Raw genomic sequence first — 24,318 nt, 5'->3', positions numbered from 1 at the left:
ACTCGGCTCACTGTCCTCATCGCAGCATCGCGTCCACCGCGGCACGAACCTGAGCCGGTTCGGCGAACACCGGCGGGTCCACCACGCGTTCGACGGACCCGTCACGGTGCACGAAAAAAGTCAGCGGCAGCACCGGAGGGCCGGCCAGTGCCTTCTGCGCGGCCTCGTCGATGTCGATGAACGAGGGGTAGCTCACCTCGAGGGCGGCCATCAGCGCCAGCGCAGAAGCCGGTGTGTCCTGCACATTGAGGCCCACCACCCGGATCGCGCCGGGCTCGCCGGCATAGGCGTCCAAGACCGGCATCTCCTCCCGGCACGGTCCGCACCATGACGCCCACACGTTGAGCAGGGCCGGTTCTGCGGCCAAGGCGCCGCCGAGATCGACGGGGCGGTCCGAGCCCAGGCATCGCACTGTCACCTCCGCCAGGGGGCCTGCAGCACCGGCACCCGTGCCGGTCGGGCAGGGTGGTGCCTGGTCCGGGGCGGGCAGGGCACTGCGCGCCGGGGTGGGCAGCGCGGATGCGTCCGCCGGCTGTAGCCCGGAATCGGCTGTGGTCACGGCGTCGTCCTCCCGTCGGGGCCACAGCGCCACCACGAGCACGGCGATGACGAATAGACACGTGATCGACCATGCAGCTCTGGCGGACATGGGGCCCTCTCCGTTGTCGTCCGCCGAAATACTACGTGAGATAGTATTTTGGTTGGACGGCCGGTCAGGGCTCAGCAGCACATCATGGCCGCGCACATCTGGCATGCGCCGCTCAACATCATCACCTGGCATTTCCACAGGGCTTGCAGATTCGGCGCTCGCGTACCTCGCGAACTTTGTCGGATCGGAGCACCACGCTGGGCTCGGCTACCGCGATCGGCCGTATCGATCGGCGAGCCTTTCGCTCGCGGAGAGCGGCGTCTCGTCGTCGGTTCTGGTGGGCTTCGCCTTGCGGCGTTCCCTCAGCTCCGCCCACACGAAATATCCCAGGCCCAGCGGGGCCATCATCCCGAACGCGAGCCACTGCAGCCCGTACGACAGGTACGGACCCGCATCGAGCTGCGGGAGTGGGATGATTCCGAGCCCGCCCGGCTGGTCGGCGTCGAGCTGCAGGTAGACGTCCTCGAGTTCGAGGCCGGTCACGGCTGCGACCTGCGGGGCGTCGATGAAGTACACCTGTAGGTAGCCCGCGTCGGTGAACGGCTCCTTGCTGTCCATCGTGCCTTCGGACATGCGGATCCGGGCATTGAGGGTGACGCTTCCGCCCGGTGCGGCCGGGATCTCGGGCACCTCGCTGCCGCGCACCGGACGTACGTAACCGCGGTTGACGAGGATCGTCCGACCATGCTCGAGCGCGAACGGCGTGAGCACCTCGTAGGCGGGCTGGGATTCGACACTGCGCAACCGGACAAGCACATCCGAGTCAGGCAGATACGAGCCCTGCGCGAGGACGCGTTGCCACTCGTCGTCGATTGTCGGACCGTCCTTGCCGAGCAGTTCGGCTACGGGGACCGGATCCTGCGTCATCGACGCCGAGATCCGTGCATTCCGCTCTTCGGTGCTCGTGTTCTTGCCCAGCTGCCACGGGGCGAGCATGGTGAAGCACCCATACGCGAAGCCGACTACCACCACGGCCAGAATCAACCAGCTCGGACGGAGGAGAAACATCACACGGCGCACTCGTTCACGGTAGACACCGAGGTGCGCTCCTCTACCGTCGCACCCCAGTCGAACGGACCAGGGACCACGGCGTCGATCTGGATCCTGGACCTGCTCGAACTCGTCGAGAGCCGCAATAGAGACCGGCGACGCCCACGGCACCATTTGCAATGCGTACATCGACGCTGAGAACGTCTTTGCTGAACGCGCCGGAGAGCTTCAGCCGCCTCATGACGTTGATGACGGCGTTGGGCGGGGCTGAATTGACCGACCCCAAGAAGGTCGCCCAGTGGTGGGAACTCCTAGCCCACCAGGGGGATCAGCGGGCGCCGCCGCACGGTGAGATAGGTCAGGCACAGTTGCTCTGGACTGGAAGAACGCCGGCGGGACGGTCGGTGCGCCGTGGCCGGCAGGGGTGCGAGCGGCACTGGTCTATTTCGACCAGGACCCGCTCTTTCCCACTCACGAGTCGACCGCCACGGCCCGACACCTGGGCTCGAACACCGAGGTAGTGACCGTGGCGAACGCGGGCCACGCCGGACTGCTCACCCGGCCGATCGTGGCGTTGATCGAACTGCTGGCTCGATTGCACTCCGGATAGGGCCGCCCACGCAATCGATCCGCAGTAGCAGCCGTGGGGTCCACGCCAAGTGGTCCTGTCAGACGATGCTCGTGCCGGAGGTTTCAGCCGAGGAGATTGGTGACGGGGCGGCGCAGTGGTTTACGCGCCGCTGGAGATGGTTTCGGCGAGGTCGTCGGGTATGGGCATAGGTGTCGTGAGGCCGACGTTGGTGCGTCCGGTATTGCCTTCGGGGTAACGCCCGAGGGCGGAGCCGGGGGCCGCGACAATGATGCGGATGATCTGACCCAGCGCTTCGCGGCGGTCGTGTTGGCGCAGCGCCAGGCCGAGCATGGCGATGTGGTTATGGGTGTGGGGCCAGGGGTAGGGCTGGGAGATGATGTGGGCGCGTTCGAGGTGATGCCAGCGCCCGGTGTCGTCGTCGGCGTGGCGGGCGGCGGTCATTTCGGCGGTGTAGACGCTGCGCAGGTGATCAGGCATTCTGCTCATGGTGTGTGGTCCTTACTGGTGGATTCGAGGAGTAGCGCGCCGAGGACGAGGACAACGCCGCAGGTGATGTAGGTGTCGGCGAGGTTGAAGGTGGGAAACCATCCGGTGTGGAAGTAGTCGGTCACCTTGCCGTCGAGGATGCGGTCGATGACGTTGGCGGTGGCGCCGGCGACGATCGCGGCGAGTCCGATGGTCTGGATCGGTCGGCTGTCGGGTGCGGTGCGCCAGGTGAAGATGCTGATCGTCGCGGTGATGGCCGCGGTGACCGTGAGGACGACGGCGGTAGGGAGCTGGTCACCGAGACTGAACGCGACCCCGGTGTTGTAGGCCAGGCGTAGCTGCAGCAGGTCGAGATCGACGGTGCGGCCACCGGAAAGCGCTTCGCGCGCAATCGGATCGATGATCAACGCGACCGCAGCCAAGGCAACGGCGACCGCCACGAGGGCTCGGCGGCCGTGACGCCACCCAGCCGCAGACATCGAGGCGGAGGCCTCGGCGGGTGTCATGACCGGGCTCCGGCGATCGGCTCGCGTGTCTTCGCCGATTGCGGTGCAGCGGCGGTGAGAGTTCGGGCTCGTCCGGCACGGACCCCGTTGGCGATGACGACGATCTCGGCGACCTCGTGGACGAGGACGACGGCAGCCAACCCGAGGACACCGAACAGAGCCAGTGGCATCAGCACGGTGATGATCGCCAGCGACAGGCCGACGTTCTGCAACATGATCGTCCGCGACCGCCGGGCATGCTGCAGGGCTTGGGGCAGGTGCCGCAGGTCCTCACCCATCAGAGCGACATCGGCGGTCTCGATGGCGACATCGGTGCCCATCGCACCCATCGCAATACCGAGATCGGCGGTCGCCAAGGCCGGGGCATCGTTGACACCATCGCCCACCATCGCCGTCGGGCGTGACGCGCTCAGGGTGTGCACGATGCGGGCCTTGTCCTCCGGACGCAGGTCCGCATGCACCTCGTCGATACCGACGTCGGCGGCCAACGCTCGTGCGGTGCGCTCGTTGTCACCGGTGAGCATCGCGACGCTGTAGCCGTCGCGGCGGAGCCCAGCAACGACTTCGCGGGCTTCGGGGCGCAGCTCGTCGCGCACGGCGACCGCCCCGATCAGGGTGCCGCCGCGTTCGATGAGCACCGCGGTGGCTCCGGCGTGCTGCATCCGCTCGATGTCCGCGGCGAGGGGGCCGGGGTCGATCCACCCGGGCCGACCGAGACGGGCGGGGGTGCCGCCGATGTGGCCGGTCAGTCCGGCGCCGGTCACAGCATCGACGTCCTCGGCCGGGGTGTAGTCGTCGACGGCGGCGAGGATCGCTGCGGCGAGGGGGTGTTCGCTGCGCGCCTCGAGTGCGGCTGCGACAGCGAGTACGTCGTCGCGGGTGGCACCGCCGGTGGTGGCGACGTCGATGACCTCGGGGCGGTTGCGGGTCAGGGTGCCGGTCTTGTCCAGCGCGACGGTGCGGACCCGGCCGAGGGATTCGAGGGCGGCGCCGCCCTTGACCAGGACACCGAGCTTGGAGGCGGCACCGATCGCGGCGACCACGGTCACCGGGATCGCGATGGCCAGCGCACACGGGGAGGCGGCGACCAGTACGACCAGGGCGCGTTCGATCCACACCAGCGGATCGCCGAGCACGCTGCCGATCGCGGCGATCAATGCCGCGGCGACCATCACACCCGGAACCAGGGGCTTGGCGATCTTGTCGGCAAGACGCTGAGCCTCACCCTTGCGGGACTGCTCGGCCTCGACGATCTTCACGATCTTGGCCAACGAGTTGTCCTGCGCACCCGCGGTGACCTCGACCTCGAGGACGCCGGTGCCGTTGATCGACCCGGCGAACACCTCGTCGCCGGGGCCGGCTTCGACGGGCACCGATTCCCCGGTGATCGCGGAGGTGTCCAGGGCGGTGCGCCCGGACCGGATGGTGCCGTCGGTGGCGATCCGCTCCCCGGGTTTGACGATCATGATCTCGCCGAGAGCGAGATCCGACGGCGGGACGGTTTCCTCCCGGCCGTCGCGGAGGACGGTGGCGGTGTCCGGGACCAGGGACAGCAGTGCGCGCAGGCCGCGGCGGGTGCGGGTGACCGCGTACTCCTCGAGGCCCTCGCTGATGGCGAACAGGAACGCGAGCATCGCGGCCTCGCCGACCTCGCCGAGCAGGACGGCGCCCACGGCAGCGATCGTCATCAGGGTGCCAACCCCGATCTTGCCGCGGACCAGGCGCGTGAGCGTGGAGGGGACGAAGGTGTAGCCGGCGACGATCAGCGCGAGCGCTTCGAAGCCCGTTCCGAGAGCGTCGGGCCCGCCGGTCATGCGGACGAGCAGGGCTGCGATCAGCAGGAGGCCCGCGATGGCGGCGGCCCGGATCTCGGTGACCTGCCACCACTTGTCGGGCTCGTGTTCTTCCTCGCCCTCGGGGCGTGGTTCGTCGTGGCCACAGCCGCACGCGTCACTCATGACGTCTCTCCGGTGTCGGTGCCGTAGTTCGGGCACAACGCGACCGCGTTGCCGGTCGCGGCCAGCAACGTTTCCGCGGAGGCGAGCAGATCCATCAGTTCCGGGCGGGCCAGCGAGTAGAACACCTGCCGGCCCTCGGGTCGACCCTGCACCAGGCCGCAGTCCCGCAGACACGCCACGTGCGCCGACACCGTCGACTGCGCCAACCTCAGCTCGCCCACCAGGTCCGCCACCCGGGACTCCCTGTCGGCCAGGCTGCGCACGATCGCCAGCCGGGTGCCATCGGAGAGGCTGTGGAACAACGCCACAGCCGCATCCAGGTTCGATCCGGTGCCCGCCGCGGCGAGGCACCCATCCGCGCTATCAATCGTCATATGACGATAATAACCGGTGTTCATCGATTAATAAACTGTCTCGTCGGCGAATCGCCGCTACCGCTTCCTTCGAAGGGGCCGGAGGTTGCTGCAACCATCCGGCCCGCTTTGTTCCTCGGTCCGCAACGTCGACTCGGAGCCCCGTTGCTCGAGGTCATGGTCGAGATCGGCCGACGTGACGTGACGATCTTCCACGTCATGGAGGCACGGAAGAAACACCTCGACCGGATGAACGACTGAGCACAGCAGGATTGGAGAGAAAGCAATGAGCACCAAAAAGACGGATTACGACGACGACGCCCGATGGGCCGAGGAGGACATGGTTCTTCCCCACACTCGAGACGGCCCACCGCGGGGACGCCGCCGCCTCGGGCCGGGCTCTGCTCGCCCGCGCGCGCCGGCCGGCCGGCGAGTCTCGATCCGCAGGCCACGCCGGCACCGAGCCGCCGAAGCGGCAGGTCCGCGGTCAGCGACACACGATCACCGCCCAGGGCCGTCGCTCCGCGGAGGTCATGCGTGAGGCCATCACCTTGTATGTGCAGGAGCAGCAGGCCACACAGAGGTGAGCCGGCCGCAGCAAACCGGAGTGCCATTCCAGGCTCCGTGTTCGGCTGATCGCGGTGTCGTCGTCTCGCGTGTACGACGCCCGCGAGTGGAATCCTTCGGAAGAACATGCATGGGTGTGTCCGAGATGAGAAATGCTCCGGGGCTGCAGGGGTGCAGCGCCGGAGCGGCGTGCCGCGGGGATCCAGGGGATCGGTGGAGCGCAGACGGTGCGACACCGCCGCACCCGAATCCAACTCGATGGCGTGGACGTAGCCCGTCATCGACCCCCCCGTCCGGATCGAGGGTTGGTCGGCACCGACAACCCCCGGCACGCGGATTCGCTTCGGGTCAGGCGAACTGGTCGATCAGTGCCGTGCGGTCACCGGAGTCGATCGCACAGACCGTGCCGTTCGCGTCGAGGACGAACCGATAGTGGATCACCCCGGTGCCGAACGCACGGACATGCCTGCTCGCAGACCGTGTTCCTCGAACCCGACCGGACCCAACGCTTTGCGGTCCAGTCGATCCAGATCACGCGGTGCATCGGTGACGGACCTGCTCGATCACCGTCTCGAACTCGGTCATTGTCGTTCCTATCTCGTCTATCGATTCGGTCAGGATACGAAAGACGTCGGACATGGCTCGGACCGGGACGGTTTGCTGCGTCCCGGCCCGAACCTCGGCCACACGTGTCAATAGGTGGGTGGCGCTGCCAGGCGAGCAGATTGACGGAACATGGGCGTGGCGGCGACTCGATATCGGTTCTCGACACAAGACGCTGCGGGTCGGTAGTTGTGGAGCCGCCCGGGAGGGGTGGAGTCTGGTATCGACGGCCACCGATGCCGGTGGCTCCCTGGGCAGGTGGTGGATCATGAATCGCGCCGAACGGGTGGAGAGGGCCGCCATTGCCGGTGAGCTCGAACGCACCCGTGTGCATCTGCACCAGCTCCTTGCCGATGCTTCCGATATCTCGTTGCGGCGGCGGTCGGCGGGGACACGGTGGACCAACGAGCAACTGCTGTTCCACATGGTCTTCGGTTACATGGTGGTGGCGGCGCTGCTGCCGTTGGTGCGGGTGGTCAGCCGGTTACCGGCCGGAGTCGGGCGACGATTCGCCCAGGTTCTCGATGCCGGTACGCGGCCCTTCGATGTGGTGAACTATTACGGTTCGTGTGCTGCGGCGCTGGTGTTCGACCGGAACCGGATGGGCGCGAAAGCCGATCGGGTCATCGGTGCGTTGAGCCGCCGGTTGCAACGCGAATCGGAGCAGGCGTGGGGGCGCGGCATGTTCGTCCCGGTGCGCTGGGACCCGTTCTTCACCGACTACATGACCATCGGTGAGCTGTACCGGTATCCCACCAGACATTTCGACTTCCACGAACGACAACTCACCCTCGATCGTTCACGCTGAACCAGAAATCCTGATACCAGCGCGATCTGGATCGACTGGGCTGCAAAGCGTTAGGTCCGGTCAAGTAGTTGGTAGCAGTGGCTTGCACCACGATCCTCGCGTCGCAGCTCGTCGGTTCGAGTGCGACGAGTGTGGCGATTCGCAAGTACATTCCGTGGCTCGACGAGGCGCTCGAGGCCATGTCCACTCCGATGAGTACTCCGGATGTGGCTCGTCTCGCGGAGCAATGGCGGGAACGCCGCCGGCCCTATACGAGCAATCCGAAGTGGGCCGATCTTGATCATCACGGACCCGATTTCCCGGCGGCCAGCGGCCCTCTGGTGGCGTGTGACCCGCGGCGACCAGCCCACCCCCGCAGTCAGAACCCGCCGAAGAGTGAGCTCGGAGCCGGTCCGGCGGCGCCGAGGATCGTCCCCGGAAATCGAGTCCACTGCGTACCTGCGAGATCTCCGGTCCATCCGGTCGGCAGGAGGACGATTTCGCCGTGGGGGCCGGTTCCGACGGGCATGCCGTCGAACGTGGTCATGGGTTTTCCGTGGGCATCGGTCGAGGGCAGGATCGTCCGTCGGGAAGCATGTATACGGGCAGCTCTTGGTTGTTCAACGGATTGTCGGCGGTCGGCGTCATGGGGGTTGCTGTTCCTCTCGTTGAGGGTCGAGTGTCGATGCGTGTGCCGGGCGCGAGTATCTCGTCACTGTGCGGTCTGATGCTCCTGCACGTACAAGGTGATGGCCTCGCGCATGACCTCCGCGGCGCGGCGGCCCTGGGCGGCGGCGATGGTGTCGACCTGCTCGCTGACGACCTGCGGCAGGCGGACCTGCCGCTTCGGTGACTCGGTGCCGGGCTCGGCCTGCGGATCGAGGCTGGGCCTGCCGGCGTGTGCGCGGGCGAGTAGAGCCCGGCCTGCTGCGGCGGCGTCCTCCCCCCGGCGGGCGGTGGTCGAGTTGCGGGGAAGAATCATGTCTTCCTCGGCCCATCGGGCGGCGTCGTCGTAATCCTTGTTCTTCTTGGTGCTCATGGTCTTTCTCCTGCTGTGCTCAGTCGTTCATCCGGTCGAGGTGTTTCTTCCGTGCCTCCATGACGTGGAAGATCGTCACGTCACGTCGGCCGATCTCGACCATGACTTCGAGCAGTGGTGCTCCGAGTCGACGCCCCGGACCGAGGAACAGGGTGGGCGGAATGGTCGACGGTGGGCGGGGTTCGTCGAAGTCCTGTTCCATGTAGTGTGCGTGCGCGATGGCATGTTTCGCGTCCTCGATGTCGATGCCGTGCTTTGAGTGCACTGTCGGTCCACTTGATCGCCAAACGTAATACTGTAGTCCACAATTGGCTATTTGTGTAGTACAAAATTACCGGTTTCGGCTGGGCGTCGAACCCTGTCCATCTGACGGCGTGGTAGCCGCGACGCTTCCCGAGCACCGTTCCCGGGGCTCCGCCGCGGCTACCGCACTCCAGTATATAGAACATATGTTCCCATACTCCGTTTCCAGGGAACGTGTGTGCGAAAATAGCGGAATGGTCCCCCACCAGGAACCAGCTCCTGATGTTTGCCCGAATGGCCACAGACTCGGACCAAACATGATCTTGATCGGATGGGCCCCCTGTACCTGCGCGACATCGACGACCTCGGCGGGAAGTCACGGACACCGGACGTTTCAGTGCAGACGGTGCTCGGCCATCATCTACCGGCCACCGCATGTCGGCCCGGTGTGGCAGGGCGTCCAGTGGCCACGAGATGACGATCCTGGCCAGGTCGAGGCGTAGAAACCGGATCGTGCTGCCGACATCTCGTACCTTACGGTCTCAGCGGGATCACCGAGTCGGAACGCCCGGCTGCTGCCGCTCCTGCCGCAGTGCCAGCGCGGCCTGCCCCGCGTGGTCCGGTCGGCCGTCGGCGAGCAGATGCAGCAGGGCGCGGGTGGCCTCGACGTCACCTCGTGCCCGGTGGCCGCCGCCCAGCGGGATGCGGATGTCGGTGTCGAGTGCGGCGCAGCGGCGCTGCATGACGCACTGCCAGCGGTCCTCGTCGGCGAGCGGGCCGGGGTCGGTGGCGGTGCGGGCGCAGTCGTGCAGGGTCCGGGCGCGGTCGAAGGGCGCGTTGTAGGCCAACACGACCCGGCCTCCGATCACCTCGACCAGGAGAGGCAGCACCTCCGGCCAGCCGGGGGCACCGATCAGATCACCTGCGGTAATGCCGTGCACGGCCTGCGCTTCGGGTTCGATCGTGATGTGCGGGCCGGGAAAGACGAGGGTGTCGAGCAGAACCTCACCGGTGGCGGCGTCGAGGACAGCGATCTCGAGGATCGAACCGTCGAGCCCGGAAGTCTCGACGTCGAGTATGGCCGCTGCCCCTGGTGTGAGAATCTGCTGTGCCCATCGGCGCACGTCGAGCTCTACCACGCTCCTGGACACCGCACTTCGAGGTGGCTGCGTGCGCGTGTGCGGGATCATCGGAGCGACTGCGATGTCACGACCTCGCCGATCTGAGCAACGAGCGCGGTGAGCTGGACAGCGAAGGTCATCGGTGGCTCATTCATTCGGTTTTGATGTCGGTCCCACCAGCGGGCTCAGTAGTCGCCCCGCGGCGCAGCTCGCGCAGTTCCTCGCGCAGTTCCTCGATCCGGTCGCGGGCGCTAGCCGTCTCGGCTCGGGATGCCGAGACGTCCGCGCGGGCGTCAGCGAGGTCGTCGCGCAGCCGGTCCGCTCGGCCACGTTCGTCTGCCGCGGCGGTGCGGGCCGCAGCCAAGTCTGCTTCGAGCCGTTCGATGCCGGCCGCAGCGGCAGCGGCCTGCCGTTCCGCGTCGACGCGCACCTGCACAATCTCGGCACGGCTCTCGTCGAGATAGACGCGCAGCTCCGACATCTGCCGTTCACGGTCGGAGATCTGCCGTTCACCTTCCGTGGCGCGGTCTTCGAGGGTGGCGACCTCGCGAGCATGCTCTGCCTGCATCTCTTCTAGACGCGCGTGTTCTCGATGGATCGCGGTCTCGTGCTCGGCTGCGGTGTCGCTGATCTTCTTGTCGTAGGCGGCGCACTCGTCCCGGTGCTGGATCTCGGCCTTCTCAAGCTGCTCGGCGGCCTCGGCCGCGGCGTTTTCGGCCGTGCGGGCCACTAAGTCTGCAGTGTCCCGGTCGTGGCGTGCCACCTCGAGTTCGTCACGGAGGTCGGCGATTTCCGCGGCGGCATCAGCTCGGGTCTTCTCTGCGTCGGCGCGCACCCGCCGCAGGTGCGTATCGACCGCAGCCGGGTCGGCGAGCAGTTCGGTAGATGCAGCGATCGACTGGAAGACCGCAGTCAGGCGCGTGACGGCGTCGTCGGCTTCCTGCCGCAGGCGCGGGATCGCGTCAGCGAGGGTGGTGACTGCGTCGGTCGGGCCCACCGGTGCCGCAGTCTCGACCCGTTCGGCCTCCCGCTTCTGCTTCTGTCGCTCTCGCCATGCCCGGACCCGTTCGGCGTCGGTCGCGTACTGGCGTTGCCGTCCGCCCTTGTGCTCGGCCATCGTCCGCCCTCTCGATTAGCGTCGTTCCCCGATATCGTAACATAACGTTTCGTTACGTACGTTACACGCGTACGTAAACGAAAAGTGGCGATCCGCAGACGCTCAGGGAAGCAATCGCCACGTCCCCGGATATTCGCGGCTCCGCCTTCCTCGGCTGTGCAATCACGCGAGATTGCCTGGCGGGTCATATGCTCCTGGGGGCGCCGGGATCGACCCCGAACCGCCCGGTCTTTAATTCTGGATTTCTTGGTTTTCTGTTCCGTTCGGTATCCGGTCGTTCGGGTGGGATTCAGGGGTCGGAACTTGCACTGGGCACAGAGGCGCGGATGCTTTCGGCTTCGGCGCGGATGTCCGCAGGCGTCCGCAGAGGTCCGCACCTGGGCGGGCCACTGCGGTAGCAGTGGAACACGGTGGTGATTCCGTATTGCTCGCGAACCTGCTTGAGTTCTTCGGCTGCGGCGAGGAGGTCTTCCTTGACCTCGTCGTCGAGAGCGTGCCAGGCGGCGGCGACTTCCTCGGAATAGCCGGCCTCAGCCTCGGACCAGGCTGCCCCAGCAGCGCGGTCCGAGTTGTTCCGGTTGAGGCGGCGTCGCAGTCGGAAGCGTTCGAGCATCATCGATCCCTTTCGGTCGGGTCAGAGTTCGTGTCCGAAGTGCCGTTCCTGGGTCGGACCGTGGTGGTCGTGAGCCGACGGCGGCCGCCCGTCTGGATGGGCGGGTCGATGCTGGTGTTTCGGTGCGGCCGAAGGTGATTCGGACTCGACCGAGATCGCGCGCTCTCTTCGGGGGCCGGTGTCGCGGTGGGGTGCCTCCTGGCGTTGCACGAGTTCGTCCTGGACCAACCAGTTGTTGTGGGTGGTGATCTGGTCGTGCTCGGGTTCGGGGCTGAAGTCCGTAGGGTCCCATCGCTCCGGTCCGTCTGGAGCAAGGTTGGGGACGGTGACCGGCGCGAGCAGGTCGGCCTGGTCGAGAGTGCCCTCCTGGAGTTTGGGGCTGCGGTATTCGGCCAACTCGTCCCAGTGGCGCTCATACCGGAGGTTCGGGTCGAGATCTCCGGGTCCGGGGGCGACGGTCGGGAGTTCGGTGGTGACGGCGCGCTCGAGTTCGGCGGCGAACGCTTCGCGGCCGACGGTCCGCATAGCGTCCTCGAGTGCGAAGTCCGGGTCGGTGCCCTCAGGTGGGTCATCGTGGAAGTTCGCGGCGTGGGTGGCGGCGCGGAGTGCTTCGGGGTCGATCACGCGCCAGTCGATCGTGCGGTCGGGATTGCTGTGGGCGAGCTGGTCTGCCACGAGCAGTACGGCAACGGATTGGATGCCTTCGGTTTCTTCTTGGATGGCGGCGAGGTGGCGTCCGAGCCGGCGCGGGTCGGCGATCGTTTGTGTGTCGGCCGCCGGGATCTTCGGTTCGGTGTAGGCGGCGGTGTCGCTGATGATCGGCATGAAGTCGGTGTGCAGTTCACGGTGCACGACGCTGGCGTGCAGTTCGCTGCCGTCGCCGGTGATCTCACGGTGGGCGAGGTAGTCGGCGGTGCGCAGCGCCAGCTCCCAGGTAACGAGTTCGTGCAGGCGTGCCGGGTCGCGTTCGTCGAATGCGTTGACCACGGCTCCGGTGTCGTAGCGCATGGTGGTCTTGCCTGCGAGCGGGTCGAACAGATCCTTGTAGCGGTCGTTCGTCTCGGGCAGGCCGGCGGCGGCGCGTTCGGCCTCGATGGTGGAGGTGCCCTCAAGGATGCGGTGCACGGCGTCGTCGTGGGCGTTGCCGTAGTTGGTTCGTTCTGCGAGGGTCAATCCGAGGCGCACCAGGGCACGCGCGTTATCGAGCTCGGCTCCGTGTAGTGGTCGTTTTCTCACTCGGGGTACCTCTCTGAAAGTCGCTGGTGCGGTGTAGGGGCCGCTGCGGTCGCGGTCGTAGTCCCGCATGATCGCCAGATGGCTGGTCAGGGACAGGACGGGGCGACCGGGCTCAGGTGGGATCGGCGCGTATCCGTCCACAGGCACGACGGCCGGGGCCAGCACATCGGCGAGCAGTCGGGGGTCTCCGCTTTCGGCAGTGATGTAGCGGGATGCGGCCAGGGCGGCCAGATCGATACGCGCTGTGTCGATCTCCCATCCGGCACTGTCTGCGATACGCCGGAACAACTCGTACTGCGATCGTGAATTTCCGTCGGGGAAGGGGTGGATCTCTGTCATCCGCGCCCAGTAGTCGGCCAGGCGGGTGACGAAGGGGCCGTGGTCGAGTTCGACAAGGTTGTTCTCGGCAGCGAGGTCAGCGAACAGGTCGTCGACGTCGGCAGCGGTGTCTTCGGGATGTGAGTGGGCGATCGGCAGGTTTCCCTGGCTGGTGGGCACGGTCTTGTATTGACCTGCCCACGAGTACAATCCGTCGAATCCTCGACGGTGTATCTCCCGCAGGAAGTCTCCGGTGAACTCTTCCGGGGACGGGACGGTGGCGAACTGCCATATCGCCTGGGTGAACAGTTGCTTCTCGACTTCGGCGAGTTCTTGCGCGTCGGTGATGCCGAGCAGGTTGACTCGCGTGTCCGTTCCGGGGATGTAGCCCTCGACCGAGGGTGATGCTGTGGTCACTCCTCGCCTCGGCCTGTGCGGCGGTAGGCGTTGAGAATGTCCTCGCGGGTCTGGCCGGCCTCGAGCCGGTCGATGATCGCGCGGGGATCTTCGCCTCCGAAGTCCCCTGCCATTGCGCAGGCGGCGCGGACGTGCTGTGCGATGGTCTCTCGCGCTGCATCCTCACCGAATGGCTCGAGCCGTTCTCGGAGCGAACGTCGAGGGTTGGTGTCGTCGGTGCTGTCAGTCATGGTGGCCTCCTGTGTGTGTCGGACGGTCGGGTCGTGAGGCAGGATCCGGCGTCCCCTCCCCTCCCCTCCCCTCCCCTATGTTCTACTCGGCGGTTCCGACGGTCGGTGCGGCGCCGATGCGGGCTCGAACGCGGTCGAGTCGGCGGGTTGCGGCGCGTTGCGCGTAGCCGATGGTGAGCAGGTGCTCGAACAACTCGTGCTCGGGCAGGGTTTCGGCGGCGGAGGTGATGACGGCTCCGGCGGTGCGGAAGCTGCGGCGGTAGGCGGCGCTGACGATGGCGTGGGCGTAGTAGAGGGCTGCGGTGGGGTCGGCTCCTGCCGTGGTAGCGGTGGTCAATGCGTAGGCGAGGCGGCGTCCGTGGTGTCCGGCGAGTTTTCCGTGACGCTCGAGTTGGGTCAGGACCATTGCGGGGTCGTGCGGCTGGCCTGCCGTGACAAGAGCTGCGATCGCGTCGAACAGGTCGGCGTGGAGCGACTGGTGGAAGTCGGTGGTCTCGAGCAGGTCCACGACGTCGGCGGCGGTGTCATGGCCGGCGAACAGCACCGCGCACAGCAGCAGGGTTTCGGTGTCGCCGTTCTCGGGGGCGAACTCGTCGGCGCTGCGGTAAATGCTGGGTTCGTCGAGCAGCGTGGCGGTCATGCGCTGATCCGCTCGTCGAGCGCGTCGGCGGCGTCGAGGACGGGCGTGGGGTCGGGCTGGCCGGTAAGCGCGGCGGCGAGGGTGGCGCAGGTTGCGGGGCGGCCGTCGATGGTGATGGTCACTTCGCTACCGGCGGGCGCAGCGTAGGCGAGCGCGAGCGTGCGCGCTGCTTCTGCGGCGTCGGATGCAGCGGCAGCATGTGAGAACGCGCAGCCGGAGTCGGAGTCGGAATGCGTGAAGGCGGGCGCGGTCAGTGCGGCGGTCCAGACGATCATGTCGGGTCTCCTTCTGCGGGATGGGGTTTTGCCAGGTCTCGATCCATTGTCGTCTCAATATCATCTTTTGTGAAGCCTTTCAGGTGCTTATTTATCATATTTTCAGGTGTGGTTTTGATCTATTTTTGATGTTTCTAGGATTCGTGCGGCGGTGCGGAAGGGGCCGCAGGCCGGGGTCCCGGCGGGCGGCACGGGGCAGCCCACCGGGACGGCGGTTTACTGCTCGTCGGTCAACGGCTCGAGTCCGGCGGCGCGGCGCTCGATGTCGGACAGCGTGTAGCCCTGGTCCGCGACAGCGCGCAGGTAGAACTGCGCGAAGTCGGCGGGGGTGCGCCAGTGGTCGGCGTTGACCTGGGATTCGAGGGCGATCAGGATTCGTGCGCGGAGCAGGACCATAGCGCGGGCGTCGGGCGCGGTAGCGAGCTTGGTCAGGGCGTCCGCGGCGGGAATCATCTGTTCGGTCAGCGCGCGGGCGTGGTACGCGGAGGGAATCTGCGGCCACTTCACCAGTGCGGTGGCCACGAATGCAGCAGTGCCCTTGGGAGCGGTCTTGCGGGTGCTCTGCTGGGCGAGCCAGGTCCGGCGGACTTCGGTCGCAGCCCGCCATGCTCGGTTGTTCTCGATCACCTCGCGGCGCTGAGCGGCACGGGCCTCGGCGTCAACTTCACCGGCGGCGGGGTTAGCAGCGCGGTTACCCCAGTAGGTGCGCCACGGGGAATCTCCGCAGCGGATGACATGCCAGTAGCGGATGGTTTCCTCGGTCTCGATAACCTGGTTGCGGGGGATCATCCACTCCTCGCGCTGATCCTCGGCGGGTAGCTCGTCCACGAGATCGTCCTCGTCGACTTCCTCGCCGGTCTCACGGTGGTAGCAGATACTCCGACTGTCGACGTAGAGGCCGAGGTGTCCTGCGGCGGCGACTTCTTCGATCGTGGGGGTGTTGCCATCGACGTCGGTGACACGCTCGATCGTGGCACTGTTGGCATCGTCGATCCATTCGTGCATCGATCCCATTGCGACGGCGTCGATGCCGGCCTCGGCGAGGACTGCGGCGGCGCGGGCCAAGGCTTCAGTGCGTTCGGTCCTGCACAGACGTTCGGCAGCGAGTGCGTGGTCGAGTCGCCTGCTTCGGATGGCCCATTCGATGCGTCCGACAGCGGCGGGGTCGTCGCTGAACTCGGCGATGGCGGCGGCCTGCTCGATGGTCAGTTCGCCACGCTGTACGGCGTCGCGTTGTTCGGTGCCTCGCAGAGTCAGGGCGGCGTCGACCTCTGTGCGGCGCACTTTGGTGCGGCGGGCGATCTTTGCGGAGTCGAGTCCGTGGTCTGCCAGGGCCTCGAACAGTGCCAGGCGCTCGCCGGTGGTGATGGCGGCGCGGTGTTCATTCTCGCTCCATTGGGTCACCAGGCGGTCGATGGTGGCCTCGGTGCCGTCCTGCTCGTCGCCGACGATCATTGCGGGGATCTGAGTCAGTCCAGCTTCGAGGGCGGCGGCAGTGCGGCGGTGGCCGGTCAGTACGCGCATCGCTCCGGCGGCGGTGCGGCAGACGGTGATGGGGGTCAGGACCCCTTGTTCGGCGATGGATTCGCGGAAGTCGTCGGTCAGGTGGAGGTCGTGGCGGATGTTGGTGTCGGCGAGCAGAGCGGCGGGGTTGACGGTTTCGAACTGCGGGACTGTTCCGTTCTCGTTCATGTCACTTAGTTTACATCTGTTTTGATGCTTTTTCGATGCTTTTTTGGTGTCTGGATGTACATTTTTTGGTGACTAACTTCACGCATTGTGGCCGTTGACCTGGAGGTTTTCTCCTTAGTGACCTCCGGCCCCGCCATGGGGCGGGGCTGGAGTGTTCAGTGTTCTACGCGGTCATGGACGGGAAGGATGCTCGCCCGATAGTGAAGGAAGTGAGCGGCGAGCTCGGGGAGTCGAGAGTCGGAGGTGGCGGCGTAGTTGCCTCCGAACATCACCCACGAGCGTGTGCGGCGGTAGCGATTGGCCTCGTCGTCCCATTCGACTGGGACCAGTGCGGCGTAGTTCTCGTGCGAAGAAGCTGCGGGCTCGGATCTGTAGCGCGACCGTGGGGCGGGCCGGGCCTTCTCCGTCGAGGAAGTGACGGCGGGCGCGATGTGGGGCGTATTCGGCGGGCAGGACGTCCACCTCGGTGGCGAAGGTGCGGCATTCGTCGAGGGTGCCGACCAGAAGTAGGTCACCGTGGGTGGCGCTGACTCCCCCATTGGTGCAATCGCCGTACCGGGAGGTGCGGTAGACGTCGAGTACGAGGCCGGACGGTTGGTGCATATCACTGTTCATGCCTCAATTTTACATCTATTTTGATGCTGATTTGATATTTATTAGGTGTGCTTCTGGTGTTTATTGGTGATGGTGGTCACAGTGTTTTATGGCTTTGAACTGGGGTTTTGTGGTGTATCGGGGGTGTGGGGTTGAGGTGGGAGCGAGTTCCTCGGTCGGTCGGCGTGGCCTGGTGGACCGGGCGCGGTGGCCGCCGGGCAAGGGGGTGGGTTTTCCCTTGCGCGGTGGCGGCCGGGTCCGGTAAGGCCCGTGTGCGGCGTCGGGCGAGGGGCACGCGGGAAGCGGGGAACCTTGGGAGTGAGGTCGGGGGTTCGGGGCGGAGCCCCTGGGATCAGTGGACCGCCACCGTCGGCAGACAGGCCGGGGAAGGTCTGCGTAGACCGAAGGCCCCGAACAAGTCGGGGCCTTCAACGGTTTGCGTCGATCGGTCAGTCGTCGGAGTCCTTGGCCTTGCGGCGGCGGATCTTCTCGACATCGGGGAAGGGCTGGCCGTCGTTGTACTCGCGTTGGAGGTTGGCGGTGTATTCGGCGATGGCTTCTTCGATGTAGCTGTTGATGCTGCGATGCGATCCGGGGTAGGCGCCTCGCAGGGTCTTCTGGGCATTGGTCGCCGCATCGATGACGGACTCGGCGAGGGTGAAGGTGCGCCGGACCAGACTGGGCTGCTGTACGACCTTCTTGGGCGTACGGGCGGCGGGGGTGTCCTCGTCGGGTTCGTCGGCGTCGAACATGCTGCGGATCTCGCTCATGACTTCTTCCTTTGCGTGACGGTAGCGGCGAGCTCGTCGTAGACCAGAGCGTGGCGCCAGCCGTCTTTGGTTTCGGCCAAGGCAATTCCCGCTTCGATGGCCGCTTTGATTGCTTCTCGGTAGCCGATAGTGGCCAGGATGGGGATGCCGGCCTCAGCGAGGTCTGTGGTCCACTTTTGGGCAAGCTTGGTGTTGGTCTTGTACATGTTGAAGATCGCTCCGCGTACCCATAGACCGGAGTTGCTGCGTTTTTTGATGCGCTGCGCGTAGGCGGTGACTCTCTGCATCGCGTCGACGCTGAACTGTGTGGGTTCATTGATCACAACGAGCTGATCGGCTGCTACGAGCGCGCACAGTTCGAGGGCGTTTCGAGTGGGGGAGCAGTCGACGAGGATGTAGTCGTAACGCTCACGGATCGATTCGAGCGCTTCGCGCAGGATGTGTGGGCCTTCGAGGGGATCGTTCGAGATGTTCTTTTCCGCGCTGATCAGGTCGGCGGGGTTCTTGGGTGCGGCGATCAAGTCCATCCCGCCGCGGATGTCTTTGATGATGGCGTCGGAGGCAGACTGGCGTCGATCGGCGTGCAGCTCGACGATGTGGTCGACAGTCACCGTCGCGTCGTCCCGGCGTCCGGGTTGTGTCTTGGTGATTGTGAGGGTGAGGTTGCCGGAGGGGTCCAGGTCGACCAGGAGCACTGCTTTCCCGGCTCGGGCGAGGGCTTCACCGAGGTTCAGCACGGTGGTGGTTTTGCCTACGCCGCCTTTTTCATTGGTGAGCAGGATGATCTGTGAGCTCATGGCCGTCCTTTCTTGGTGCGAGAATACATCACTTCTGGTTCGTATCGGGTGCTGTTTTCGTGCTTTTTGCAGTTTTGGTGCTTATTTCGTGTTGTTTCGGTGCGGTTTAGGTGTTGGTGACCAGGCGAATGCCAACGGCCAGGGCTCGATGCCCTGGCCGTTGGCCGTTGCCGGCGTGAGGCGGGTGGGGGTTAGGTGGGCTGGAGGCAGTCGCGGCGTTCCCACCCCTTGCGGGGGTCTGGGTGCAGTTGCGATGCTGTTCACACATCCAACACCATTGGTTGGTGCGCCGCGTATTGGTTGTCTCGGGCTTTGATGTCGGCGTGAGTGAGGGGCTGAGCTCGTCGGCGACTGGCTGTGTGCGGCCTGGCAGGATGCCCATTCGGCGAACGGGGATTCGGCGAACGGGGATTCGGTGGCCATGGGGTCCTCGCGGCGAAGCCCCCTCGGCGGCCGCGATCGGGTGGCGGCGGCCGAGGGGGTGGGGTTACTCGCCTGGTCGGATGGTGGTTTTGGCGTCTTCGGCGCGGGCGTCGGTGATCTTGTCGTAGGGGATTTTGTCGTTCCAGCCGGGGTCGGTGTCGACGGTGACGGTCTTTGCGTTGACTCGGCGGACCGAGGATGTCCCGAAGTTCGTGGAACTTCGGCAGTGGCCCCTGTGGGATCAGGCCGCGCTCACCCGATCAGTGTGCACGATCGCCGCCTCCTGGTCGAGCGCGGCACGCAACGCCGGCAGATGCAGGTACCCGTTGACCCGACGGAACTTCTTGCCGGCCTCGACCATCCCCGCCGCGCACCACCGCAGCGCCATCTGCGCATCCCGCCACCGCTTGACGTTACGGGCATGATCGCGGCAGATCGAGATCATCGACTCGATCGCGTTGGTCGAGCGCAACGTCCGCGCCAACGTGGGCGGCACACCCAGGCGCAGCACCGTCACCGTCTCGGCCATGCCCTCGCGCAGGCTCGCCGCCGCACCCGGATAGGTGCGCTCGAGATCCCGGGCGATCGCCTCGAGCGCCGGCTCCGCCTCGACCGCCGAGTCGGCATGGTAGGCGTCGGTCATCTTCCGGCCCACCGTGGTTCGAAGTTTCTGCGGCAGGCGGTCTTTCACGTTCCGGATCTTGTGCAGTTGGCAGCGTTGGATGACCGGGTGATCGAACACCTCGACCACCGCCTTGCGCAACGCGGCCGATCCGTCGATCCCGACCAGGACCGGGCGGGTGACATCGAGTCCGCGCTCCCGCAGACCCGTCAACAGGGCCGTGACGGTGGTGGCGTTCTCGGTGCCACCGTCGACGAGCGCCAGCGGATGCTTGGCACCGCCCGAGTCGATACCGAGGGCGACGACGCAGCACGTGTCGGCGAAATGCACCCCGTCGATCATGATCGCCACCAGATCCAAGCCCGACAGGTCCGCAGCGAGCAGGTCCGTCAGGGCGGTTTCGGTCATCGCCACGAATTTGCGGGACACCGCGGATTTGCTGGTGGCAAAAGCTGTTTCGGTGACCTTGTCGCCGACGGGTTCGAGGCCGACCGGATACCGGCGGGTCGACAGCCCGGCGAGCATCTTCTCCATCGCCATGTGGCCGAGGACCTCGGTGGAGGTGAACAGCTCGTACGACGGGACCGGCAGCTCACCGGAGCCGTCGGCGGCCCGCACCCGCGGCCGGGTCACCGGCACCCGGCGCCCGCCGAGGGTCACCGAGCCGCGTTCGCGGCCGTGACGGACCGCGGTGCGCTCCGCGTCGTGGCGGCCTTTCGGGCCGGCCAGCATGGTGACGTCGGCGTCCATCAGGGCCTGCATGACCTGCAGACCGGCGCCGACGGCCAGCGCCAGCAGGCCTTCGTGCATGTTCTCGGCGATCTCGGTCATCGCGACGTTGACCTGCTCCGGGAGCACGGGTGGTGTCGCGTCCACTGACGGGTTCTGGCTACTCTTCTTCACGGTGGTCCCCTTGCTGTAGGAGTTCTTGGCGGAACGCCCGACACCTACCACACGGCAGGGATCGAGCGGGGGACCACCACCTCAACTTCTACGAGACCCGGGACAACCTCCGGCGGACTCGGTACCAGGAGTTATGGCAGCAGATGTAGTAGCCGGGGCGTAGGTCGGTGCGACTGTAGAGCTTGGGGCCGTCTTGGGCGTCTTGTTCGGCGCGGACTGCGGTCCAGTATTCGATGTCGGATTCGAGCTCGGCTTTGTTGAGTCGGAGCTGTTCGATGTGGCGGGTTCGGGCGGGGTTGTCGGTGTCGTTGTGGTGGGTCTGTTCGTATGTGGTGAGTTGGCGGTCGATGCTGCGCAGTTCGGCGGATTGGCGCTCGAGTCGGCGGTGGATCACTGCCGGGTTGTAACGGTGCTCGGTGCTGCGGGCGGCAGCTGCGGCGCGGCGGGTGGTTTCGGCGGCGAGGGTGTCGGCGTCGCGGGCTGCGCGGGCGGTGGTATGGGCGCGGTCGAGTGCGCGGCTGTGTCGGTTTTCCGAATGATGTCCGATTTTCACGGGTTCGCCTCCGGGTGGCAAAGAGTCGCAGGCGCGGTCATGGCGGGCGTGGGCGTCGGCGGCGGCGTCGGCTTTGCTTTTCGGCTTTGGCGGCGAGGGCTTCGGCGCGGTCGGTGAGTCGGGCGTCTCGGTCGCGGTGTGCGTCGGCGGCGGCGCGGAAGGTGGTGTCGATGTCGGTTTCGACGTCGTACCCGGCGTCGCGCAGCGCGGCGACGGTGCGGTCGATGCGGGCGAGCTGGGGTGCGCGGTCGCGGCTGAACGGTAGGTACCACGCGGTGATGCTGCGGCCCCATTTCCAGCCAGCGGCCTTGAGGATGGCGGCGGTGCCGTCGCCTTTACTGGTGCCCTCGATGATGGTTCCGTCGGCGGGTGCGTGGGTCATGGCGAGCATTGGGGTGTGTCCTTTCGGTCGGTGGTGGGGGTGGGGAGCCTGTGGTGAGGCTCCCCACCTGGTGTTGTGTGTGGTCAGTACTCGGCGAGGTAGTACGGCCAGAGGTCGCCGGGCTGGGCGGCCATGCGGGTGATCGGTCGCCAGTAGGTGGTTGTCGAATAGGCGGTTTTTTCGTGGCGGGGGCACATGACGAATTCGCCGTCGGTGTGGGTCGGCTCGGTGATGCAGCCGTAGTAGTCGCAGTGCGGCTGCGTGAGGCCGATCGTCTGACGGGTGGTGTTGTTCATCGCGTGTCTCCTTGGTGGGGGTCGTCAGCTCAGGCCGGACTGGAATGCGGCGCTGATTTCGTCTTCGGTCATGCCTGCGGCGCGGGCGGCATTCTTGGCCTCGGAAGATTCGGCGAGGACGACCGAGATGTCTTTTCCGGTCGAGATGTTGCTGAGCAGGTCGTCGACGTCGCGGCCGACGTCGCGGAGCTTGGCGGTGTTCTCTGCGTTGTTCATGTCTTAAGTTTACATCTGTTTTGGTGCTTTTCCGATGTTTATTAGGTGCTTTTCTGGTGTTTTTTTGGTGATGGTGGTCACAGTGTTTTAGGGATTTGACCTGGTGTTTTGTGGTGTATCGGGGGTGTGGGGTTGAGGTGGGAGCGGGTTCCTCGGTCGGTCGGCGTGGCCTGGTAAACCGGGCGCGGTGGCCGCCGGGCAAGGGCGGGTTTTCCCTTGCGTGGTGGTCGGCGGGTCCGGTAAGGCCCGTGTGCGGCGTCCGGGCGAGGGGCACGCGGGAAGCGGGAAGCGGAGACCTTGGGAGTGAGGTCGGGGGTCCGGGGGAGGAGCCCCTGGGATCACTGAACCGCCGCTGTCGGCAGACGGGCCGGGCACGCTACTGGCCAGGGCGAGGGGCACCGGCCGCCGGCCGCGGGAGCATACGTTTGCCGGCCCCGAGGCCAGGGAGGCCCCCATCCGAATGCGAAACAGACCCCGAGGCCGGGGTCTGCGTTGATGCCGGTATCGACCGGAAAGGGGGTCCGGGGGCGGATCGCCCCCGGTTATCCCCGTGCAGACATGACTCGGCGCACCGAACCGTGGTTGTTTCCGGGTTCGATGCGCCGAGGGGAATGACAGTGCAGGTGCTGATCACCTGATCAGCACCTGATGATCATTTTATTCTCATATGTTTTGGTGGTGTTGTGGTGTGGATATGATGCTTTTGAGGTGTTTTATTGGTGATTTATTCTGCCTGCGCTGGGCTTTCAGATCATGCTGCGGTGTGTTCGACTTCGGGGGCTTCTGAGAACCAGCGGTAGACGGTGGCGATGGAGCGGTCGACTTCCTGCGCGATGACCGGCACGTCGACTCCGGCTTTACGGCGGGCGAGTGCCCATTCTCGACGTTCTTCATGAGAGCCGAAGTTCGGCATTGCGGTGGGATCCGAGGCGGTGGCCCCGGGGGTGGCGGCCAGGTGGGCGAGGGGGACTTCGAGTTGGTGCGCGATGGCTCGGGTGCCGGGCTCGGTAATGGGGTGCGGAGCGGAGCTTGGTGGCGGCGTGAGGTTGTCCGCGGCGCTCTTCGACTCCTTGGCGGTCTCTTCCTTGGTCTCGGTTCCGAGAGTGGCGTGGCGGCCGAGCTTGGTCAGAGCGTGGGTGGACGCGAGAAGAGAGATCGGTGGGAGGGCCGCGATCACGGCGGCGAGGACGACATTGAATCCGGATGCGTGGGTGAGAACGGCGTGGATGGCGTTGCCTGCGATCGACACGGCGGCGGCTCCGATCAGGATCTTCCAGAAGAATCGGCGGGCCTGGCGGTCGTGTCGGCGGGTGACCACGCCCATCGTCGCTTGCAGGATCGTCCCGTCGATGATGACGGGGAACAGGAAGGCGATTTCTCGTGGTTGTCCGGCCTGGATCGACAGGTCTCGTAGCGCGATGAAGCTGAGAATGAATGATGCTGCGGCGATTCCCACGGTGATGGCGACCGAGCCGATCCACATGGGTGTGCTCACGCTCAAGGTTGCTGGACTCGCGGCGAGAGGGGCTTTCTCAGGGCGCGATTCGCGCCGCCGCTGCCGCACTGCTTTGAGAGGTCTCATGCGTCGCATCCATTTCATAGTTCCCATAATAACAATGGGAACTATGAAAATGGGAAGCTTTCCCGTCTCGACGAGAATCGCTGGTCGCGGCTCGGCTCTCACGGGATTCGCGACGCCAAGCTGCACGACGGCTTCGTGATTGGCGGTCGATAGAGCTGCGCCCCAACCGGGTGCGTGATGCATACCGGCCAGGGCGGATGTTCTCACTGCGACGGATTCCGCTCCCGAGCGCTGAGTGCGAACGTCACTCGGCGGTACCGGCGTAGCCGATCCTGCCGCCGCGATCGGGGAGGTGGAGTTTCGCGGGTGATAGGAGCGTCAGGGCGGTCGGTGAGAACTCCGCAACGTGCGGCGATACCGACTGTCAGGGGTTACGGGAACCGGTGATAGTCCGATAGCCAAGGCCGACTTGAGTTCGTTGCTGGTATCGGTGCGTGAACGTGACCATGACAGTGAGAATCACGGTCGCGTTCACGTCGGGGTAGCCGTAGCATCCGCCGGAAATCGGGCGGATTTGGCGTATCCGACTGGTGGGCACGGGGTTTCGAGTTCGGCATGCACTGTCGACTGGTTGGTGCTTGACTGCCGATGATGATGTTGGTCGGTGCTGGTGGAGGCTGAGGTCGTGGCGACGCGGATGTTCGCGGACGAGGAGTTGGAACGACTGCGGGGATTCCCGGAGATCAGCCGCGAGGAGCTGTTCCGGTACTTCACGCTGACGCCTGCGGATCTGGCGTTCGTGGATCCG

The 24,318-nt window shown here is 65.9% G+C and carries 29 protein-coding genes; 3 read left to right on the top strand and 26 right to left on the bottom strand.

Translation table 11 applies throughout. The annotated features are described in order from the left end of the window. Positions 1-16: 16 nt before the first annotated feature. On the bottom strand, positions 17-649 hold the full coding sequence (locus tag Q7514_RS29765; protein WP_330136861.1) for a TlpA family protein disulfide reductase: 633 nt from the start codon (positions 647-649) through the stop codon (positions 17-19). Positions 650-856: 207 nt separating this feature from the next. Further along, the gene (locus Q7514_RS29760; RefSeq protein WP_330136860.1) at positions 857-1,669 is read right to left on the bottom strand and encodes an SURF1 family cytochrome oxidase biogenesis protein; all 813 of its coding nucleotides are present in this window, start codon (positions 1,667-1,669) and stop codon (positions 857-859) included. A gap of 394 nt (positions 1,670-2,063) precedes the next feature. On the opposite strand from Q7514_RS29760, the gene Q7514_RS29755 reads away from it, so the two are divergent. Further along, complete coding sequence (locus Q7514_RS29755; protein ID WP_330136859.1) at positions 2,064-2,249, top strand: hypothetical protein; 186 nt, start codon at positions 2,064-2,066, stop codon at positions 2,247-2,249. 120 nt (positions 2,250-2,369) lie between these two features. Here the strand turns inward: Q7514_RS29755 and Q7514_RS29750 are convergent, their stop codons facing one another. The 4 genes from Q7514_RS29750 to Q7514_RS29735 are packed head-to-tail and all read right to left on the bottom strand — an operon-like array spanning position 2,370 to position 5,555. Then, positions 2,370-2,717, bottom strand: coding sequence for a DUF3703 domain-containing protein (locus Q7514_RS29750; protein WP_330136858.1), 348 nt, complete (start codon positions 2,715-2,717; stop codon positions 2,370-2,372). Next, on the bottom strand, positions 2,714-3,223 hold the full coding sequence (lspA, locus tag Q7514_RS29745; RefSeq protein WP_330136857.1) for a signal peptidase II: 510 nt from the start codon (positions 3,221-3,223) through the stop codon (positions 2,714-2,716). The genes Q7514_RS29750 and lspA overlap by 4 nt, the downstream gene beginning before the upstream one ends. Continuing rightward, complete coding sequence (locus tag Q7514_RS29740) at positions 3,220-5,181, bottom strand: heavy metal translocating P-type ATPase (protein ID WP_330136856.1); 1,962 nt, start codon at positions 5,179-5,181, stop codon at positions 3,220-3,222. Before Q7514_RS29740 ends, lspA begins: the two co-directional genes overlap by 4 nt. Next, on the bottom strand, positions 5,178-5,555 hold the full coding sequence (locus tag Q7514_RS29735; protein ID WP_330136855.1) for an ArsR/SmtB family transcription factor: 378 nt from the start codon (positions 5,553-5,555) through the stop codon (positions 5,178-5,180). Before Q7514_RS29735 ends, Q7514_RS29740 begins: the two co-directional genes overlap by 4 nt. Positions 5,556-6,972: 1,417 nt before the next feature. On the opposite strand from Q7514_RS29735, the gene Q7514_RS29730 reads away from it, so the two are divergent. Then, positions 6,973-7,512, top strand: coding sequence for a DinB family protein (locus Q7514_RS29730; protein ID WP_330136854.1), 540 nt, complete (start codon positions 6,973-6,975; stop codon positions 7,510-7,512). A gap of 358 nt (positions 7,513-7,870) precedes the next feature. Here the strand turns inward: Q7514_RS29730 and Q7514_RS29725 are convergent, their stop codons facing one another. The 20 genes from Q7514_RS29725 to Q7514_RS29630 form a co-directional block, all read right to left on the bottom strand. After that, on the bottom strand, positions 7,871-8,038 hold the full coding sequence (locus tag Q7514_RS29725; protein ID WP_330136853.1) for a hypothetical protein: 168 nt from the start codon (positions 8,036-8,038) through the stop codon (positions 7,871-7,873). 165 nt (positions 8,039-8,203) lie between these two features. After that, complete coding sequence (locus tag Q7514_RS29720; protein WP_330136852.1) at positions 8,204-8,530, bottom strand: hypothetical protein; 327 nt, start codon at positions 8,528-8,530, stop codon at positions 8,204-8,206. A 19-nt stretch (positions 8,531-8,549) separates the two neighbouring features. Then, positions 8,550-8,795: a hypothetical protein gene (locus Q7514_RS29715; RefSeq protein ID WP_330136851.1), complete on the bottom strand. Its 246-nt coding sequence runs from the start codon at positions 8,793-8,795 to the stop codon at positions 8,550-8,552. Positions 8,796-9,324: 529 nt separating this feature from the next. Beyond that, complete coding sequence (locus Q7514_RS29710) at positions 9,325-9,912, bottom strand: 3'-5' exonuclease (RefSeq protein WP_330136850.1); 588 nt, start codon at positions 9,910-9,912, stop codon at positions 9,325-9,327. Positions 9,913-10,045: 133 nt separating this feature from the next. Beyond that, positions 10,046-11,011 (bottom strand): coiled-coil domain-containing protein, encoded by a 966-nt coding sequence (locus Q7514_RS29705; protein WP_330136849.1) that lies wholly within the window; start codon positions 11,009-11,011, stop codon positions 10,046-10,048. Positions 11,012-11,300: 289 nt separating this feature from the next. Beyond that, complete coding sequence (locus Q7514_RS29700; RefSeq protein WP_330136848.1) at positions 11,301-11,627, bottom strand: hypothetical protein; 327 nt, start codon at positions 11,625-11,627, stop codon at positions 11,301-11,303. A gap of 18 nt (positions 11,628-11,645) precedes the next feature. Next, the gene (locus tag Q7514_RS29695) at positions 11,646-13,595 is read right to left on the bottom strand and encodes a Fic/DOC family protein (RefSeq protein ID WP_330136847.1); all 1,950 of its coding nucleotides are present in this window, start codon (positions 13,593-13,595) and stop codon (positions 11,646-11,648) included. After that, positions 13,592-13,825, bottom strand: coding sequence for a hypothetical protein (locus tag Q7514_RS29690; RefSeq protein ID WP_330136846.1), 234 nt, complete (start codon positions 13,823-13,825; stop codon positions 13,592-13,594). The genes Q7514_RS29695 and Q7514_RS29690 overlap by 4 nt, the downstream gene beginning before the upstream one ends. An 82-nt stretch (positions 13,826-13,907) precedes the next feature. Then, entirely contained in the window at positions 13,908-14,465 is a 558-nt protein-coding gene (locus tag Q7514_RS29685; protein ID WP_330136845.1) for a DnaB-like helicase N-terminal domain-containing protein, read from the bottom strand. Next, complete coding sequence (locus tag Q7514_RS29680; RefSeq protein ID WP_330136844.1) at positions 14,462-14,740, bottom strand: hypothetical protein; 279 nt, start codon at positions 14,738-14,740, stop codon at positions 14,462-14,464. Before Q7514_RS29680 ends, Q7514_RS29685 begins: the two co-directional genes overlap by 4 nt. 216 nt (positions 14,741-14,956) lie before the next feature. After that, positions 14,957-16,432: a ParB/RepB/Spo0J family partition protein gene (locus tag Q7514_RS29675; RefSeq protein ID WP_330136843.1), complete on the bottom strand. Its 1,476-nt coding sequence runs from the start codon at positions 16,430-16,432 to the stop codon at positions 14,957-14,959. A 171-nt stretch (positions 16,433-16,603) separates the two neighbouring features. After that, on the bottom strand, positions 16,604-17,047 hold the full coding sequence (locus Q7514_RS29670; protein ID WP_330136842.1) for a hypothetical protein: 444 nt from the start codon (positions 17,045-17,047) through the stop codon (positions 16,604-16,606). 428 nt (positions 17,048-17,475) lie between these two features. Further along, complete coding sequence (locus Q7514_RS29665) at positions 17,476-17,796, bottom strand: hypothetical protein (protein ID WP_330136841.1); 321 nt, start codon at positions 17,794-17,796, stop codon at positions 17,476-17,478. Beyond that, on the bottom strand, positions 17,793-18,593 hold the full coding sequence (locus Q7514_RS29660) for a ParA family protein (RefSeq protein WP_330136840.1): 801 nt from the start codon (positions 18,591-18,593) through the stop codon (positions 17,793-17,795). The genes Q7514_RS29665 and Q7514_RS29660 overlap by 4 nt, the downstream gene beginning before the upstream one ends. A 664-nt stretch (positions 18,594-19,257) precedes the next feature. Further along, the gene (locus tag Q7514_RS29655) at positions 19,258-20,541 is read right to left on the bottom strand and encodes an IS256 family transposase (RefSeq protein ID WP_330136839.1); all 1,284 of its coding nucleotides are present in this window, start codon (positions 20,539-20,541) and stop codon (positions 19,258-19,260) included. Between the two features lie 88 nt (positions 20,542-20,629). Beyond that, a complete protein-coding gene (locus tag Q7514_RS29650) occupies positions 20,630-21,115 on the bottom strand; it encodes a DUF3560 domain-containing protein (protein ID WP_330136838.1) in 486 nt (161 codons plus the stop codon). A gap of 16 nt (positions 21,116-21,131) precedes the next feature. After that, positions 21,132-21,476, bottom strand: a complete 345-nt coding sequence (locus Q7514_RS29645; protein ID WP_330136837.1) for a hypothetical protein — start codon at positions 21,474-21,476, stop codon at positions 21,132-21,134. 83 nt (positions 21,477-21,559) lie between these two features. Beyond that, positions 21,560-21,772 (bottom strand): hypothetical protein, encoded by a 213-nt coding sequence (locus tag Q7514_RS29640; RefSeq protein WP_330136836.1) that lies wholly within the window; start codon positions 21,770-21,772, stop codon positions 21,560-21,562. Positions 21,773-21,796: 24 nt separating this feature from the next. Continuing rightward, complete coding sequence (locus Q7514_RS29635; protein ID WP_330136835.1) at positions 21,797-21,988, bottom strand: hypothetical protein; 192 nt, start codon at positions 21,986-21,988, stop codon at positions 21,797-21,799. Positions 21,989-22,739: 751 nt separating this feature from the next. Then, positions 22,740-23,483 carry a DUF2637 domain-containing protein gene (locus Q7514_RS29630; protein WP_330136834.1) on the bottom strand — a complete coding sequence of 248 codons (744 nt, stop codon included), beginning with the start codon at positions 23,481-23,483 and terminating at the stop codon, positions 22,740-22,742. Between the two features lie 712 nt (positions 23,484-24,195). Between Q7514_RS29630 and Q7514_RS33270 the strand changes: the two genes are divergently transcribed. Further along, positions 24,196-24,318, top strand: a 123-nt coding sequence (locus Q7514_RS33270) for a DUF4158 domain-containing protein (RefSeq protein ID WP_408016215.1), incomplete at its 3' end; no start/stop codon positions are given.

Origin of the sequence: Rhodococcus artemisiae, from assembly GCF_036327795.1 — a bacterium.
Taxonomy (GTDB): Bacteria; Actinomycetota; Actinomycetes; order Mycobacteriales; family Mycobacteriaceae; genus Rhodococcus; species Rhodococcus artemisiae.
Note: the sequence above shows the minus strand (reverse complement) of the source record. Positions and strands in the feature narration are given on the sequence as shown.